This is a genomic window from Eudoraea chungangensis, from assembly GCF_029360665.1.
Taxonomy (GTDB): domain Bacteria; phylum Bacteroidota; class Bacteroidia; order Flavobacteriales; family Flavobacteriaceae; genus Eudoraea; species Eudoraea chungangensis.
This window is the reverse complement of record NZ_JARDUB010000006.1, coordinates 165,752-181,625: the sequence shown is the minus strand read 5'-3', so window position 1 is coordinate 181,625 and position 15,874 is coordinate 165,752. Positions and strand designations below refer to the sequence as shown.

The following is a 15,874-nucleotide window of genomic DNA, read 5'->3' as shown; positions in this document are numbered from 1 at the left end:
TACGAATGTTTTTCATTAACACATACAACAAAGCGTCAAACTGTTGTTATTATTTACGCTATATAGAGACCGCTGTTGTATGCTTAACTTCATTGATAACGAAGGCGCTTTGTGTACTGCCTATATTCTTTATTGTAGTGAGTTTAGTTACCATAAATTCTCTGTAAGCTTCCATATCACTAACATTTACTTTTAAAAGGTAGTCGTAGTCTCCACTCAAATGATAGCATTCCGAGACCTCTTTTAGTTTTAATACCTCTTTTTCAAATTGCATAACATTTTCTTTGGTATGCTGTATTAGTCGCACATGGCACATTACGGCAAAAGCCTTATCGATTTTTCGCGGATCTACCAGTGCTACATATTTCCTTATAATTCCGGTCCTTTCCAACCTTCTAATTCTCTCATAAACCGCAGTAACGGAAAGACCTAATTCATTGGCATATTGTTTTGTGGTCCATTTACAATTTTCCTGTAATAGGCCTACTAGTGCTCTGTCCTTTGCGTCCATAGTTTTGATTTTAATACAAATATATAGAATATATATAGTTTTTTTTTCTATTTAAATACAATATAATAGATTAATATTCTATAACTGTTTTAAATCATTGTCTTTAATATATACTCTAATGTATTTTTATATAAAATTTTCACTCATGAAATACAAGGCAATTGATAGCATTCAGGACTTACATAATTTTGGAGAATTTGGGGGAGTTAATCCTTCCATATCTGATTCTTCTACCTATACCTTTCTTTCCGCTAAAAAGATGTTCGACACTTTCGAAGGAAAAACAGAAGGCTGCTATCTCTATACCCGACACTCCTCCCCTTCTAATCTCTATCTGGGCGAGGCATTAGCAGCTTTAGAAGGCAGTGAGGCGGCAAACGTTACGGCAAGTGGTATGGGAGCCATTACCGCTGTTATTTTACAAATATGTAGTGCCGGAGACCATATTGTTTGCAGCAGAACTGTATATGGAGGCACCTATGCTTTCTTAAAAAACTTACTTCCCAAGTTCGGAATACAAACAAGTTTTGTAGATATTACCAAACTTGATAGTCTTGCGCATACCATTCAATCCAATACCAAAATGATCTTTTGTGAGGCCGTTAGCAATCCGTTGTTGGAGGTGGCAGATCTTAGAGGATTAGCAAAAATTGCCGAAAACACTAATATCCCATTGGTGGTAGACAATACATTTTCGCCCTTAAGTATTACTCCAGTAAAAATAGGTGCAGATGTTGTTATTCAAAGTCTTACAAAATTTATAAACGGAATGAGTGATGGTGTAGCTGGTGCTATTTGTGCTTCAAAAGACTTCTGCTTGGAATTAAAAGATGTAAATGCCGGAGCGGGGATGCTTTTAGGAAGTACCCTAGACAGTCAGAGAGCAGCTGCCATTTTAAAAAATATGCGCACTCTTCATATTCGAATGCAAAAGCATAGTAGCAATGCCATGTATCTGGCGAAGAAGTTTGAAGAGATAGGCTTAAAAGTTTCTTATCCAGGCCTGAGGTCGCATCCCGGACATGAAGTCATGAAGGCACAAATGAATCCAGAATTTGGATTTGGTGGAATCCTGACTTTAGACTTAGAAGACTTAGACAAGGCTAATGCCTTAATGGAAGCCATGCAGCATAAGAACCTTGGTTATCTGGCTGTTAGTCTAGGTTTTTACAAAACCCTATTCAGTGCCCCAGGCACTTCTACCTCCTCTGAAATCCCTATAGATGAACAAAAGAAAATGGGACTATCCAATGGCTTGCTCAGGATTTCAGTTGGACTAGATCACGATATTGAGAGAACATTTAAATCTATGCTAGAATGCATGCTGGCCCTTGGTATTCTGCCAAGAGAACAAATGGCCACCACCGCAATCTAGAACTTCTGGTTTGCACAGCAACGGTCAATGTTGTAATATTACCAATCAACCAAAGCATATATGGCCGACAAAAAACCTAATAAATTTAGACAGCAGGAAAAAATAATTGAGAACCGTGAGCTAAATATTTGGGAGGCATTAATCCCAGTTATTGCCTTAGTTGGAATGTTAGCTTACAACGTATATGTTTTCGGAGACGACGCTATTGGAGGCTCTAATCAGTTTATCCTTCTAATGGGGGGAGCTGTTGCCGCAATAGTTGGCTTTTTAAATAAGGTTTCTTACAAAAGTATGATAGCCGAGGTGGCCGAAAATGTAAAATCTACTACGGGGGCCTTATTGATTCTTCTGATGGTTGGGGCTTTAGCAGGTACTTGGCTTATTAGCGGGATTATTCCGGCAATGATTTATTATGGATTACAAATTCTAAATCCCACCATTTTTTTAGGCGCCAGCGTTATAATTTGTGCCATAATTTCTATCGCTACAGGCAGTAGTTGGACCACAGCTGCTACGGTAGGTATTGCGCTCGTAGGTATTGGAGATGCTTTAGGCATCTCTCCGGGCATGACAGCCGGAGCTGTGCTCTCTGGCGCTTATTTTGGTGATAAAATGTCGCCCCTAAGCGATACCACGAATCTTGCCCCTACCATGGCTGGAGGAGATCTTTTTGGGCACATTCGTTATATGACCTATACTACCATTCCTACCATAGTTATAACCCTCATTATTTTCATTATTATTGGTCTTAATCTAGAAACAACAGGAATTGCGGATACGACATCTATTTTAGATACAATTGATAGTACTTTTACCATCAATGGCTGGTTGTTCTTGGTACCCTTAGCGGTAATTGGACTAATAATCAAAAAGGCTCCACCTTTAATTGCCTTATTAATTGGTACGCTTTTAGGGGCTCTGTTCGCACTCATTTTTCAACCGGAAATTGTTGCTGGCATAACTGGAGGCTCTGAATTAACTTTCGAATCTGCCTATAGGGGAATATTAAATGCCATAACCATTGAAACTTCTATAAATACAGATAATGCTGCCTTAAATGATCTGTTCAGCGCCAAAGGAATGAAAGGGATGTTGGGCACTATTTGGCTCATTGTATGTGCCATGGTTTTTGGCGGAATAATGGATGGTATTGGCGCACTTTCTAGAATTACAAAATCTCTTTTAGGTATGGCAAAAACAACCTTTGGTCTTTTTGCAAGTACCGTAGGAAGTTGCCTTGCTTTAAATATAACCGCCTCAGACCAGTATTTGGCAATTGTTGTCCCTGGAAAAATGTTTGCTCAGGCCTATGCCGACAGAGGCTTGGCTCCAGAAAATCTGAGTAGAACATTAGAAGATTCTGGAACAGTGACTTCAGTATTAATCCCTTGGAATACCTGTGGTGCCTATCATAGTGGGGTCTTAGGTGTAAGTGTGGCCGACTACTTTTTCTTTGCCATTTTCAATTGGCTTAGCCCTATCACAACCCTGATATTTGCCGCCCTCGGCATTAAAATTAAACAACTAAGTCAATCTACAACAACTACCTAAGCATGCCTTTATTCTTCAAATAATTAGCAATATTTTTGTTTTGGCATAGGACTATTCCGTCATTATTTTTTTAATTTCACCAAAATTTAAAAAACAAATCATGGCTATAGTAACTTTAAAAGGAAATACACTACATACCTCAGGCAATTTACCGGCAAACGGCAGTACAGCTCCGGCATTTACAATGACCGCAAACGATCTTTCTTCATCGAATTTGGAAGATTTTAAAGGCTCTAAGGTTGTACTCAACATATTTCCAAGTATCGATACCGGCACCTGTGCACAATCCGTTAGACAGTTTAATCAAGAAGCGGCAGAATTAGATAATACCAAAGTTCTTTGTATTTCAAAAGACCTTCCTTTTGCGCAGGCAAGGTTTTGTGGGGCAGAAGGAATTGAAAACGTCTTTATGCTATCTGATTTTAAAAATGGAAGTTTTGGAGAAGCATATGGTGTCACCTTTACGGATGGTCCTTTAGAATCTCTTTTATCCAGAGCTGTCGTCGTAATTAATGAAGAAGGAGTGGTTACTTATTCGGAACAAGTACCGGAAACGGTTGATGAGCCAAATTACAAGGCAGCACTCGAAGCGTTATTGGATGCCTAAAGATAGTTTACTAACCAATAGAATAAAGAGTGTTGGGTATGCCCTTAAAGGGGCATGGTTACTTTTACGTACCGAAAGTAGTATTCAAATTCAACTAGGGATTGCCGTGATTATGACTGTAGCCGGGTTCATTTTTGAACTTTCTACCCTGGAATGGGTTATACAAATTATGGCCATCTCCCTAGTTTTAGGAATCGAGGGTCTAAATACGGCAGTAGAAAAACTATCGGATTTTGTACATCCTGATTTTAATGATAAAATTGGTTTTATTAAGGATATTTCGGCTGGTGCAGTAATGTTTGTATCTATTGGTGCTTCTATAATTGGTTTGCTTATTTACCTACCTAAAATTATTTAAAAGACAGAGAACCCAAGCTTTCCTGTGTAAATTTGTATTTTTACCCCAAAGTTTTACTAATTCAATGGCCAAAAAAAGAAATAAGTCAAAACCTGCGGCTTCCAAAAAGGGTTTTTCTTTCCAGTTGTCCAAACAGAATAAAGTTATTTTTGGCAGCTTACTTATACTTCTGAGTATAGCGCTGTTTTTTTCCTTTACCTCGTTCTATTTTTCGTGGCAAGACGATCAAAGTTTGCTTACAGAGTTTGCAGATAGAAATGAGCAGGCCAAAAACCTTCTCAACAAATTTGGAGCCAGTATAAGTCACTTCTTTATATATAAAGGTTTTGGATTAGCTTCTTTTATTTTTCCCGCCCTCTTATGTATTACAGGACTGTATTTATTTCTTAATCTAGAAAAAAAAGGTCTGGTGAGTAAATGGGTTTGGGGTTTGGTCTTTGTTATATGGTTATCTATTGCACTTGGATTTTTTGCCTATGAACAACCTTTATTAGGTGGTTTGGTGGGTTACGAAATGAACGATTTCTTACAAGACTATGCAGGAAGAATTGGAGTGTTTTTACTCCTGCTTTTTGTCCTCACTATAATTTTGGTAAGACTGTTTAAATTTTCACCCGAAAGTATAGCCGCTTATTTTAAAGCCAAATCTATCAACTTAAAAAGCGAACTTAAAAAAGATCCTAAAAAGGAAGTGCCCCTGAGCCCTGAGAAGGATCTGCCAATGAAAATAGACACGTATACGCACAAAGAAGACATACCTCCCTTGGAAACTGGTATAGAATTAGAAGCAGAGCCTTTGGTAAAAAGTACTCCTAAAAAAGAAGAAGAGGAATCGCTAACAATGGAAGTAGAAACAGTAACTGAGGAAGTAGAAGAGAGCGATATACTCTCGGATAAACTCGTATCTGATTTCGGAGAGTTCGACCCTACCCTGGAACTGGCAAAGTTTAAATTCCCTCCCTTAGATCTATTAGATCCTCATGGTGCTGGAGGAGGAATAACCATTAATCAAGAAGAATTAGAAGAGAATAAAAATAAGATTGTAGAGACCTTAAAAAACTATAAAATTGGCATTGCCCAGATTAAAGCGACAATAGGTCCAACGGTAACATTATACGAGATTGTACCTGTGGCAGGTGTTCGCATCTCCAAAATAAAAAATTTGGAAGACGACATTGCCTTGTCTTTAGCCGCCCTAGGAATTCGTATAATAGCTCCTATTCCTGGGAAAGGTACTATTGGTATTGAAGTGCCTAATAAAAATCCGTCTACCGTTTCTATGCGGTCTGTAATCGCTTCTACTAAATTCCAAAAGGCCGAAATGGAATTGCCAATAGCCTTCGGAAAAACTATTAGCAACGAAACCTTTGTTGTTGACCTGGCCAAAATGCCGCATATGTTAATGGCAGGTGCTACAGGCCAGGGTAAATCTGTGGGTTTAAACGCAGTTTTGACTTCTCTTCTTTACAAAAAACATCCGGCTGAAGTAAAGTTTATCCTTGTAGATCCCAAGAAAGTAGAACTTACTCTTTACAATAAGATAGAAAGACATTATTTGGCCAAACTACCCGATTCTGATGAGGCCATTATTACCGATAATACCAAGGTAATTCATACCTTAAATTCACTTTGTATTGAAATGGATAATCGCTATGAGTTACTCAAATTGGCCATGGTAAGAAACATCAAAGAGTATAATGAAAAGTTTAAAAGCAGAAAATTAAACCCTAATGACGGACATAATTTTCTGCCCTATATTGTCTTAGTGATAGATGAATTCGCAGACTTAATTATGTCCGCCGGAAAGGAGGTAGAAACTCCTATAGCACGTTTGGCTCAGTTGGCCAGGGCCATAGGGATTCACCTTGTCATAGCCACTCAAAGGCCTTCTGTAAATGTTATTACAGGTCTAATAAAAGCTAATTTTCCGGCCCGATTGGCTTTTAGGGTTACATCCAAGATAGATTCCCGAACAATTCTCGACACCCAGGGAGCGGATCAATTAATTGGGCGTGGCGACATGCTATTTACACAGGGAAATGATGTTACTAGGTTGCAGTGTGCCTTTGTTGACACTCCTGAAGTTGCGAAAATTACTGAGTTTATTGGATCCCAGAGGGCTTATCCAGAAGCACATCAATTACCAGAATACGTAGGAGAAGATTCTGGCACAGGTATTGATTACGATATATCCGATAGAGATGCCTTGTTTAAAGAGGCAGCAGAAGTTATTGTAAATGCACAACAAGGATCGGCCTCCCTCATTCAGAGGAAATTAAAATTAGGGTATAACCGTGCTGGTAGAATTATAGATCAGCTAGAAGCGGCCGGAATTGTTGGTCCTTTTGAAGGCAGCAAAGCCAGACAAGTTCTGGTACCAGATATCTTAGCACTAGAGCAACTATTAAATAATGAAATAAAATAAATATGAAACAGCCTATTTTTCTTACCCTAGTCCTGTTATGTCTTGCTAGTGGAAAAGCGCAAAATTCTGAAAAAGCAAAAACCCTATTAGATGAGGTTTATAATAAGGTGATGAGTTACGAAAATATTGCGGTGAACTTTCAGTATGTGCTTCAAAACGAAGAGGCTGGTATTAACCAAGAAACCAGAGGTGACGTTACCTTAGAGGGAGATAAGTATCTTTTTGATTATATGGGATCGCAACAGCTCTATGATGGGAAAAAAGTATATACCATTGTACCGGAAAATGAAGAAGTAACTATTGAAGACAAATCGGAAGATGGAAATACCATCACGCCATCAAAAATGCTCACCTTTTACAAAAAAGGTCATACCTATTCCTGGGATATCATGCAGAATGTACAAGGAAGAAAAATACAATTTGTAAAGTTGATTCCAATGGATACCAATTCGGAGATAAGTTCTATTCTATTAGGAATAGATGCAGAGACCAAACACATTTACAAACTTATTGAAACAGGAGCCAACAATACAAAGACCACTATTACTGTTAATTCTTTTAAAACAGACCAAGAGTTGTCGAATACCTTATTTACCTTTGACGAGCAGAAGTACAAAGAACAAGGCTACTATATTATAAGAAACTAGTCCATTGCGAATTCTAGATCAATATATTCTAAAGCAATTCCTTTATAATTTCTTTAGTTCTTTTCTGATTTTGATGTTTATCTTCATTTTTCAGACCATATGGCTATTTATAGATGATTTGGCTGGAAAAGGTTTAGATATCATTATCATCGGTAAGTTTTTGTTCTATCTATTGCCCAATCTAACAGAAAAAGTACTTCCCTTAACCGTACTCCTTTCCTCAATTTTAACCTTTGGTTCCTTTGCAGAAAACTATGAATTTGCTGCCATGAAGGCCTCCGGTATATCCTTACAGCGTGCCATGTTGCCCCTTATTATATTTGTAATTTTTCTAGGTGGAGTTGCTTTTTATTTTGCTAACAATGTTATTCCTGCATCCGAGCAGAAGATTTATAATCTTCGACGGAATATTGCCAAGGTAAAACCCGCAGCTGTTATTGTAGAGGGTGTATTTAGCGATTTTGAAGGGCTAAATATAAAAGTAGAACAAAAATTTGGAGAGAATGACAAATACCTGAGGGATGTAATTATACATCAGAAAGACAGGTTGGAAAAGAATACGACGGTAATTAAAGCAAATACAGGAGAGTTGGTTAGCAGTGAAGGATCTGATATTATTCAGCTAGTACTAAAAGAAGGGCATTATTATGAGGAAATCATTCCCAAAAGCGGCTCAAACAAAGGGAACTATCCCTTTGCAAGGTCTAATTTCGAGACCTATACCATTAATATGAAAATTCCTGATAATACACAGGACTTGGAAGAAGAAAGGAATGTGAGTACAGACAAAATGAAAAATATTTCCAGACTAGTAAAAGATATTGACTCTCTTAAGGAAAATAATTTAAAAGTAGTAGACGCTTTTGCTAGAAATATTAATACTAGAATGGGAGCTTTTATTCCTTTGGAGGAAAAAGACAGTACAAAAAACAAAATGAAGAACCCTGTTGCAGATAGTCTTCTCAGGGCTTCTTTAGGAAGGAAAAAAATAAGATCGCAAAAAGACACCATTTCTTCACAGAATATTCTGGACTGGTACGAGGAGTTTCAGGTCATCCAAATACTAGGGACGGCAAAAAACTCTGTATCGAATATCTTGAATTCTGTAGTAGGCAAAAAAGAAGAACTAGAAAGAAGGTATAAGATTTATAACCTGCACATTTTGTCTCTTCATAAAAAATACGCCCTGGCATTGTCGTGTATCATTTTGTTTTTCGTTGGGGCCCCGTTGGGCGCAATAATAAGAAAGGGAGGTTTGGGATTGCCAATGGTAATTGCCATTGTTTTGTTTTTAACCTATTACTTTATCGGAGTCTTTGCCGGTAATTATTCCAAAGAAGGGAATATACATCCAATTTTCGGGGCATGGATGGCTTCATTAATAATGTTACCTTTGGGTGTTTATTTAACTAAAAGGGCTACGGCGGATAGAGGTTTAATGGATTTTGGCTACTTTATTGATAAAATAAAAGCCGTATTTAGAATAAGAAAAAAGAGCAAGGCATGATTGCACATATGGAAGATAGGATTCAATTGAATACAATAGAAGAAGCAATAGCGGATATAAAAGCTGGCAAAGTAATTATTGTGGTTGATGATGAGAATAGGGAAAATGAAGGGGATTTTATAGCCGCGGCAGAAATGGTTACCCCAGAAATGATAAATTTTATGGCCAAGCATGGGCGAGGTCTTATCTGTGCTCCCTTAACTGAAAACAGATGTGCAGAGTTAAACCTTAGCATGATGGTTGAAAACAATACCGTGATGCACCATACCCAATTCACAGTATCTGTGGATCTTATTGGACATGGTTGTACTACTGGAATATCTGTACACGACAGGGCCAAAACAATTAAGGCTCTTGTAGATAAAAACACCAATGCCTATGACTTAGGCAGACCGGGACATATTTTTCCACTAAGGGCAAAAAATGGTGGCGTTCTGAGAAGAACCGGACATACGGAAGCCGCCGTTGATTTAGCAAGATTGGCGGGGTTTGAACCTGCAGGAATTCTTGTGGAAATACTAAACGAAGACGGAACCATGGCCCGTTTACCGCATCTATTGGAAGTGGCTAAGCGATTTGATTTAAAACTTGTGTCTATTGAAGACCTAGTTGCCTACAGGATGAGACATGACAGTCTGATAGAAAAAAAGGAACAATTTGAGGTGGAGACCAGGTTCGGAAAGTTCAGCTTGCATGCCTACCAGCAGACTACAAATGATCAGGTGCATTTGGCATTAACCAAGGGTAAATGGAATTTAGACGACCCGGTGCTAACCAGAATTAATTCTACTTTGGTAAACAATGATATTCTTGGTACGCTAACCCATAATGCGGAAGAAAAATTAGACGATATGTTTAAAGCCTTAAATGAGGAAGGCAAAGGTGCTATTGTCTTTATAAATCAGCAAAGTCAGTCATTTAATCTTTTAAAGCGGCTTAAGGGACTTAAAGAAAAGCAAGGAAAAGGCTTAGTAAAAGCCCCAAAAATTGAAATGGATACGAGGGATTTTGGTATTGGCGCACAGATATTACACGATCTCAATATAACCAAAATGCGACTTATGACCAACAGTAGTCAGAGCAAACGAGTGGGTATTGTTGGTTATGGCTTAGAAATAGTGGGTTATTGTCCTTATTAGCAGACTGGATTATGGGGTAGTCCGCGTATGTTTGGAAACCACTTCGGCTATTGTCTGAGCTCTTTTAGATACTTCTTCCGAACTCCAGCCTAGTTTAATTAATACAGAAATATTTCGTCCCATCCAGTTATCCGAGGCAGCGAAGTTATTGGACTTCTGCTTGCCGATACCATGGATTACTTCTTTAGGCAATTTACCCAGACTTTTGGCCTCTAAAAGATGTTCCCATTTTTTATAGTAATGCCAGTTGTTATCAAACCAATAAAAACATCCGTCCACACCTGCGTCTGTTAACTCGGTCTGTACCCGTTTAGCCTCTTCTCTATTCTCTAGAAAAAAGCTTAAAAACGAATAGTTTTCTATCCCTCCTTCTGGTACTGCCCTAAAAGTAATGTTCGAAACTTTTTCTAATTCATTTCTAATTATAGTGTAGTTTGCTTTTTGAATAGCAAGAAAATCATCTAACCTCCTAATTTGAGCCAGGCCTACTGCTGCATTTAGCTCTGATATCCTAAAATTATAACCAAGAAAAGGGTGCTCCTCTTTACCTCTGTCATTACCCACATGATCATGCCCATGATCTGAATAGTGGTCAGCATGTTTTTGAAACTTGGAATTATTGGTAATTAAGGCGCCTCCTTCACCACAGGTAATAGTCTTAACATAATCAAAAGAAAAGCATCCCATATCTCCATAGCTACCCAAAGGCTTTCCTTCATAGCTCCCTCCAATAGCCTGGCAAGCATCTTCAATAAGAAATAAGTTGTGTTCTTTGCACAGGGCGGACAGAGCCCTCAAATTAGCCATAGAACCGCACATATGAACCGGCATAATTGCCTTGGTCTTTGAAGATATTGCCGCTTCAACGGCCTTAGGATCTAAGGTTAAACTATCATCAATATCTACCAAAACAGGTATAGCACCAACCGATAAAATTGCTTCAAAACTGGCAACAAAGGTAAACGTTGGCATTATTACCTCGTCCCCTGCTCCGATTTCGGCTGCACAAAGAGCCACGGTTAAAGCAGCCGTACCACTGCTTAACAATTGGGCATGCTTAACTCCCATTCTGTTAGCAAGAGCCTTTTCCATTTCCTTAGCCTTCCACTGTCCCTGACGAAGACCATCAAAACCATAGCGCATTAGAACTCCTGTCCTAAGCACCTTGTTCGTTTCTTCCCGTTCTAAGGCCCCAAATAATTCAAATCCTGGCATATTTTTTACTTCTACATTAAACTATTAACCCAAGTTATTTAATTCCATTCAATAATTGTGTCTTCTAAATTCCTCCGTACTTTTTTGAAAGCTGAAAAAATATCATCCTCGGCCCTGTAGCCAACAGGCATCACTAGGACAGCATTTAAACCTCTATCGTCTAGCTTTAGTAATTTATTGTAGCCTTCACTATTAAAGCCTTCCATAGGACAGGCATCTATGTGTTCCAGGGCGCATACTGTTAACAAATTTCCCATTGCAAGATAGGCTTGCTTGGTAGCCCAAGAATTTATGTCGGCACTATCCTTTTTTGAAAACTCTTTAATCAGTGCTTGCTGATAAGGTTCTAATACCGCATCATCTGTTCCCCGAATTTCCTTTACCTTATGGAAATAAGACTTTATGTATTTATCGTCTATTTTTTTTTCTATACAAAAGACCAGGACATGAGAAGCTTGTACTACTTGTTCTTGCCCGTAGGAAAGAGCTACCAATTTTTTTTGTACAGATTTATTAGCCAGTACTACTAATTTTAGAGGTTGTAATCCATAAGAAGTGGCTGTTAAATTAAATGCTTTTTTTAATTTATCAACTTTCGCTTCTTCAACAGTAGAATTGGAATTAAATTTTTTCACCGCATAACGCCATTCCAAATCCTTTAAAATATCTCGCATTATTTTCCTTTAAAAAAACCACAATTTTATAGCCATAACCACGACCATAATAATTAAAAACATTTTTACATAACCATCTCCTTTTCCTACGGAGATACGACTAGAAAACCAAGCTCCCGCCCCATTTCCTATAGCAAGTACTAGCCCTACCTCCCATAAAACCTTGTCGTTAAATACAAATACAGCCAGAGCGGACAGGGTATAGATACAAACCACTGCAACTTTTGTGGCATTGGCTCTTACAAGGGTCATATGGTTTACATAGTGCAAAAATAAAAGTATAACAAAACCTATCCCCGCATTAATAAACCCGCCATAGATGCCTATAAAAAAAAATGCAATTATACCCATCCAAAGATACTTCCCAGTAACTCGTTCTGTAAGCTCTTCAATGGATATTTTTGGCTTAAATATTATTATTAAAACCACAGCTACCATTATAATGGCTAGGATTCTATTAAATGTTTCGCCCTTTATATCTACAGCTATACTTGCCCCTATAATAGAACCGAATAAGGCTGAAATACCAAGATAAATATTGAATGGGAAGGTAGACACCCCTTTGCTTTTAAACCCCGCAACACCAATAGCCGTTTGAATGATAATAGCAACCCTGTTGGTACCGTTAGCCACTGCCGGTGGTAATCCTAAAAAAATTAAAAAAGGAAGGGAAATAAGAGAGGCTCCCCCAGACACGGTATTGATAAATCCAACCACAAATCCAACGAGGACCAGCAAAACATAATGATACCATGCTTCCATGCTGCTAAAATAGGGGCTAGATTTTTAATAATGCCATATTCACACTAAGAAAATAGAATCAAACTCTATATATAATTAAAAAAAGGATTGTATATTTGCGCTCGCATTTAAGGAGGAATGGCAGAGTGGTCGAATGCGGCAGTCTTGAAAACTGTTGAGGGTCACACCTCCGGGGGTTCGAATCCCTCTTCCTCCGCAAATCCCTTTTTAATCATTTGATTTTAAAGGGATTATTTTTTTGGTTGACAGTATCGTTGACAAAGCACTTCGATTTAACCCTATTTTCAGAAAAATCTTATCAGATAATTTGTGTCGACTAAATCACTTTTTCCATCATCTATTATAAGATCTAAGGTGATTTCACTTTGGTCTTCAACTCGCTTTTCAACCTTTATTAAATCTATTTTTAAATCATACTTAGTATTAATGAACTTAATGATTTCATTCATACTATTTCTATCGATAATGTTTTTTTCGATGATTAAGGCAATTTGTTTATGGATTAGACTTTTTAGTGACTCATAAATATTTTTTTGAAAAGGCGAATTAATCGACTTAACTACCATAGCCAAATTATCAATGTAACGTATGCTCAATGTAGTATCTACTAATTTTGAGAATGGGTTTGTAAGTTTATCTAAGAGACAATTATAGTCTGAATTGTAGATTAGTGATAGATTGTTAGGTCTACCTAATTCTTTAAGATTCATTATTTGAATAGTTAAATAGCCACCAACTGTGTTAGAGACAGTTCCCTCTTCACCATTACTATCTTTTACATTGACATGTCTACCATGTGATATAATTTCGAGTATTACGTTATTAATAAGAAATAAGCAATCTTCTAAACTATTAGATAACTTATATTCATTTCTAATTCTTTGAATAGTAGTCTCAACAAAATTTGCCTGAGCCTGATAAAAACACTCGTTAAATTTGAGTTGTAAGTCATCAAATATTATGGTTGAGATGCATTGATGCTCATCGGTATCATTTTTATCAGTTGTTGAGACACTTCCAATCTCAAATTGCTTATTATCTGCTTTCACATAGATTGAAGTGGCGTCTAATTTATCCTTGGAGTAGGTGTATTTTTGTAAAAACTGAAGTTTATCCTTTATTTCAAAAGAACTAATTTTTCTAAAAAGTACTTTGTCTTCATCATATCTATCTGCACTTCCATCGTCCTTAGGATGATAATAACTCCATCTTCCTAAAATCCCAAATAAGAAGTCCTTTGATGGTCTTATCACTTTGAGTTGAGTTCTTCTTTCAAAATCACCACGGTTTAAGTCTCCGATAGAAAGTTGTGTATCTCCCGCTACAATGGCAAACTCAGGTGCTATACAACCAATTATTAATGTCATTTACTTCTATTTTAATCTTCAAACTCAGATACAGAATCAATGTTTTCTTCAATTTTATCAAAATCATTTAGGCTATAGTCGTAAATTGAATCAAAGCTAAATTCCAAAACCTCATCTCCTTCGATTTCATAAATAAACTCCGTCATTAGACTTAAATCTAACTCATAAATACTATTCTCACTGACATGGTAGATATTCCAATATCTGTCATCTTCACTATCGTAATTTGCAAGAGATAAATCATTATAAGTAAAAGGTATTTGAATTATAATTTTAACTCTTAATTCAGCCTGAATTGTGTTTTCTTCAATTGAGGTTATTATCAATGAGTCCACATGGGTATCCTTTACATCACCCGGTTCATATTCTAATCCAACATAATAAGGATCTGTTAGCAACCTTTGGTATAGTAATAAAGTAACTTCATCAGTATTAATTTTTAAATGGCTTATTAATTCTTCGAGTGGGTCACCAATATTATCCATTAAGAGGTTATCGACTCTCTCATTTAATTCGGTTGCTGTAGCAAAATGATGGAGCATTTCACCTAAACTCTCTATAACATCAAAGTTTTTTGATTTATAATCAATCATATCATTGTCAGATGAAATTACAAATGTTGAAACATTATTTAACTTACACCAATGTTCAATTGTATTAATAATAAATGCATCAGGAAATTCGTCTTTCTTTTGACCCAAACCGAAGGGTTTTTCCTTATTAAAATATTGATCAAAAACTTCAACATGATTTGCAATGTCAGAATTAACAATTTCAACCTTATAATCACTCAGAAATTCATCAAATATTTCTTTCATATTTGAATATTCCACTCCAACATCGACTTTTGGAATTTCAAAAAATGGCTTATAATGATCTAACTGCCTTAGAATATTACAGTCTTTATTTAAAGAAGCAATTATTTTTTTTACAGCTGTCTTAGATTTTGTAAGGTTAGATTCAATTCTTTTAAGGCACTCCCTGTAGGTAATATCTACAATACATATTTGGATTTCTTGTTCATTAGAAATCTTCAACAAGTCATTTAAATTTCTACCGGTAGTAAAATTTTGACTTTGGAAAACATTTGTATCCAAAAAAATAACACTATGTTTTAGAATCATTGTTCAATTAAATAATAAATCTCTTTACGGTAATCAATCACATTCCTATACAATATTTACATAATTAGTCTTTCTAAAAGCTATTGCTTAAATCATTTTCTCAATGCCAAGACAAAAAATGTAAGAAATAAGGAACTAAAAAATATTTGAATTGACTTTATCCACCAATTGTTGAAATTTAAGTTAGATTTTAATATGGGTATGGCATTAGTTAAACTTTTTTCATAAGCATTTTTGACAGTTTCAATTTTATAATATCCATAAGATGTCTGTGATACACCCTCAAATAGGAAGTAATATGTTGGGAAAATTAGTAATGTACACAATAACCAAAATCCTAAAGGAATTTTGAAATTCTGAGTGTATCCTCCAAAAAATCGATAAAAGCTGTATATTATCCACTCCAAAAATTTATTCTCTATCCATAATCTTTCTTTTCTCATGGACATTTCAGATACATAAGCATAACCTGATAGTTCCCAATTTTTTTGTGAGTCAAAGTTCTTTTTTAACTGTCGGTATAAATTCTCTGTGGATGCCTTAATGCTTGGATTATTATCACGTTTAAAATATATTTCATCCTGCAGTATAATTCTATCTTTAATATTCCAT

General features: G+C 36.5%; 14 protein-coding genes and 1 tRNA gene. 9 read left to right on the top strand and 6 right to left on the bottom strand.

The window, feature by feature from the left end; all coding sequences use genetic code 11:
• Positions 1-58: 58 nt before the first annotated feature.
• The gene (locus tag PXG98_RS13660; protein WP_276391926.1) at positions 59-511 is read right to left on the bottom strand and encodes an Lrp/AsnC family transcriptional regulator; all 453 of its coding nucleotides are present in this window, start codon (positions 509-511) and stop codon (positions 59-61) included.
• A 145-nt stretch (positions 512-656) separates the two neighbouring features.
• On the opposite strand from PXG98_RS13660, the gene PXG98_RS13655 reads away from it, so the two are divergent.
• The 8 genes from PXG98_RS13655 (at position 657) to ribB (ending at position 10,120) form a co-directional block, all read left to right on the top strand.
• On the top strand, positions 657-1,886 hold the full coding sequence (locus tag PXG98_RS13655) for an aminotransferase class I/II-fold pyridoxal phosphate-dependent enzyme (protein ID WP_276391925.1): 1,230 nt from the start codon (positions 657-659) through the stop codon (positions 1,884-1,886).
• Positions 1,887-1,946: 60 nt separating this feature from the next.
• Positions 1,947-3,437, top strand: a complete 1,491-nt coding sequence (nhaC, locus tag PXG98_RS13650; protein WP_276391923.1) for a Na+/H+ antiporter NhaC — start codon at positions 1,947-1,949, stop codon at positions 3,435-3,437.
• A gap of 100 nt (positions 3,438-3,537) precedes the next feature.
• The gene (gene tpx / locus PXG98_RS13645; RefSeq protein WP_276391922.1) at positions 3,538-4,044 is read left to right on the top strand and encodes a thiol peroxidase; all 507 of its coding nucleotides are present in this window, start codon (positions 3,538-3,540) and stop codon (positions 4,042-4,044) included.
• Positions 4,037-4,402 carry a diacylglycerol kinase family protein gene (locus PXG98_RS13640; protein WP_276391921.1) on the top strand — a complete coding sequence of 122 codons (366 nt, stop codon included), beginning with the start codon at positions 4,037-4,039 and terminating at the stop codon, positions 4,400-4,402. The genes tpx and PXG98_RS13640 overlap by 8 nt, the downstream gene beginning before the upstream one ends.
• Positions 4,403-4,466: 64 nt before the next feature.
• Positions 4,467-6,827, top strand: coding sequence for an FtsK/SpoIIIE family DNA translocase (locus PXG98_RS13635; protein WP_276391919.1), 2,361 nt, complete (start codon positions 4,467-4,469; stop codon positions 6,825-6,827).
• Between the two features lie 2 nt (positions 6,828-6,829).
• On the top strand, positions 6,830-7,474 hold the full coding sequence (gene lolA1, locus PXG98_RS13630) for an outer membrane lipoprotein periplasmic chaperone LolA1 (protein ID WP_276391917.1): 645 nt from the start codon (positions 6,830-6,832) through the stop codon (positions 7,472-7,474).
• Between the two features lie 73 nt (positions 7,475-7,547).
• Entirely contained in the window at positions 7,548-8,981 is a 1,434-nt protein-coding gene (locus tag PXG98_RS13625) for an LptF/LptG family permease (RefSeq protein ID WP_420909571.1), read from the top strand.
• Positions 8,978-10,120, top strand: coding sequence for a 3,4-dihydroxy-2-butanone-4-phosphate synthase (gene ribB / locus PXG98_RS13620; protein WP_276391913.1), 1,143 nt, complete (start codon positions 8,978-8,980; stop codon positions 10,118-10,120). The genes PXG98_RS13625 and ribB overlap by 4 nt, the downstream gene beginning before the upstream one ends.
• Before the next feature lie 9 nt (positions 10,121-10,129).
• On the opposite strand, the gene PXG98_RS13615 is transcribed toward ribB, so the two are convergent.
• Genes PXG98_RS13615 through PXG98_RS13605 form a run of 3 tightly spaced genes read right to left on the bottom strand, consistent with a single transcriptional unit; the run spans position 10,130 to position 12,771 of the window.
• Positions 10,130-11,335 carry a DegT/DnrJ/EryC1/StrS family aminotransferase gene (locus PXG98_RS13615; protein WP_276391911.1) on the bottom strand — a complete coding sequence of 402 codons (1,206 nt, stop codon included), beginning with the start codon at positions 11,333-11,335 and terminating at the stop codon, positions 10,130-10,132.
• Between the two features lie 38 nt (positions 11,336-11,373).
• The gene (locus PXG98_RS13610) at positions 11,374-12,009 is read right to left on the bottom strand and encodes a nitroreductase family protein (protein ID WP_276391910.1); all 636 of its coding nucleotides are present in this window, start codon (positions 12,007-12,009) and stop codon (positions 11,374-11,376) included.
• A gap of 9 nt (positions 12,010-12,018) precedes the next feature.
• Positions 12,019-12,771, bottom strand: coding sequence for a sulfite exporter TauE/SafE family protein (locus PXG98_RS13605; RefSeq protein WP_276391909.1), 753 nt, complete (start codon positions 12,769-12,771; stop codon positions 12,019-12,021).
• Between the two features lie 111 nt (positions 12,772-12,882).
• Here PXG98_RS13605 and PXG98_RS13600 point away from each other — a divergent pair.
• Positions 12,883-12,967, top strand: a tRNA-Ser gene (locus PXG98_RS13600).
• Between the two features lie 88 nt (positions 12,968-13,055).
• On the opposite strand, the gene PXG98_RS13595 is transcribed toward PXG98_RS13600, so the two are convergent.
• Positions 13,056-14,138: a hypothetical protein gene (locus PXG98_RS13595; RefSeq protein ID WP_276391908.1), complete on the bottom strand. Its 1,083-nt coding sequence runs from the start codon at positions 14,136-14,138 to the stop codon at positions 13,056-13,058.
• An 11-nt stretch (positions 14,139-14,149) separates the two neighbouring features.
• Positions 14,150-15,235, bottom strand: coding sequence for a PIN domain-containing protein (locus tag PXG98_RS13590; RefSeq protein ID WP_276391906.1), 1,086 nt, complete (start codon positions 15,233-15,235; stop codon positions 14,150-14,152).
• Positions 15,236-15,874 lie beyond the last annotated feature (639 nt).

Bases quoted from the DNA above. Each gene is read 5' to 3' on its own strand.
- PXG98_RS13655 (WP_276391925.1), top strand. From the start codon at position 657: ATGAAATACAAGGCAATTGATAGCATTCAGGACTTACATAATTTTGGA.
- nhaC (WP_276391923.1), top strand. From the start codon at position 1,947: ATGGCCGACAAAAAACCTAATAAATTTAGACAGCAGGAAAAAATAATT.
- PXG98_RS13635 (WP_276391919.1), top strand. From the start codon at position 4,467: ATGGCCAAAAAAAGAAATAAGTCAAAACCTGCGGCTTCCAAAAAGGGT.
- lolA1 (WP_276391917.1), top strand. From the start codon at position 6,830: ATGAAACAGCCTATTTTTCTTACCCTAGTCCTGTTATGTCTTGCTAGT.
- PXG98_RS13610 (WP_276391910.1), bottom strand. From the start codon at position 12,009: ATGCGAGATATTTTAAAGGATTTGGAATGGCGTTATGCGGTGAAAAAA.
- tpx (WP_276391922.1), top strand. From the start codon at position 3,538: ATGGCTATAGTAACTTTAAAAGGAAATACACTACATACCTCAGGCAAT.
- PXG98_RS13595 (WP_276391908.1), bottom strand. From the start codon at position 14,138: ATGACATTAATAATTGGTTGTATAGCACCTGAGTTTGCCATTGTAGCG.
- PXG98_RS13640 (WP_276391921.1), top strand. From the start codon at position 4,037: ATGCCTAAAGATAGTTTACTAACCAATAGAATAAAGAGTGTTGGGTAT.
- ribB (WP_276391913.1), top strand. From the start codon at position 8,978: ATGATTGCACATATGGAAGATAGGATTCAATTGAATACAATAGAAGAA.
- PXG98_RS13660 (WP_276391926.1), bottom strand. From the start codon at position 511: ATGGACGCAAAGGACAGAGCACTAGTAGGCCTATTACAGGAAAATTGT.
- PXG98_RS13625 (WP_420909571.1), top strand. From the start codon at position 7,548: ATGTTTATCTTCATTTTTCAGACCATATGGCTATTTATAGATGATTTG.
- PXG98_RS13615 (WP_276391911.1), bottom strand. From the start codon at position 11,335: ATGCCAGGATTTGAATTATTTGGGGCCTTAGAACGGGAAGAAACGAAC.
- PXG98_RS13605 (WP_276391909.1), bottom strand. From the start codon at position 12,771: ATGGAAGCATGGTATCATTATGTTTTGCTGGTCCTCGTTGGATTTGTG.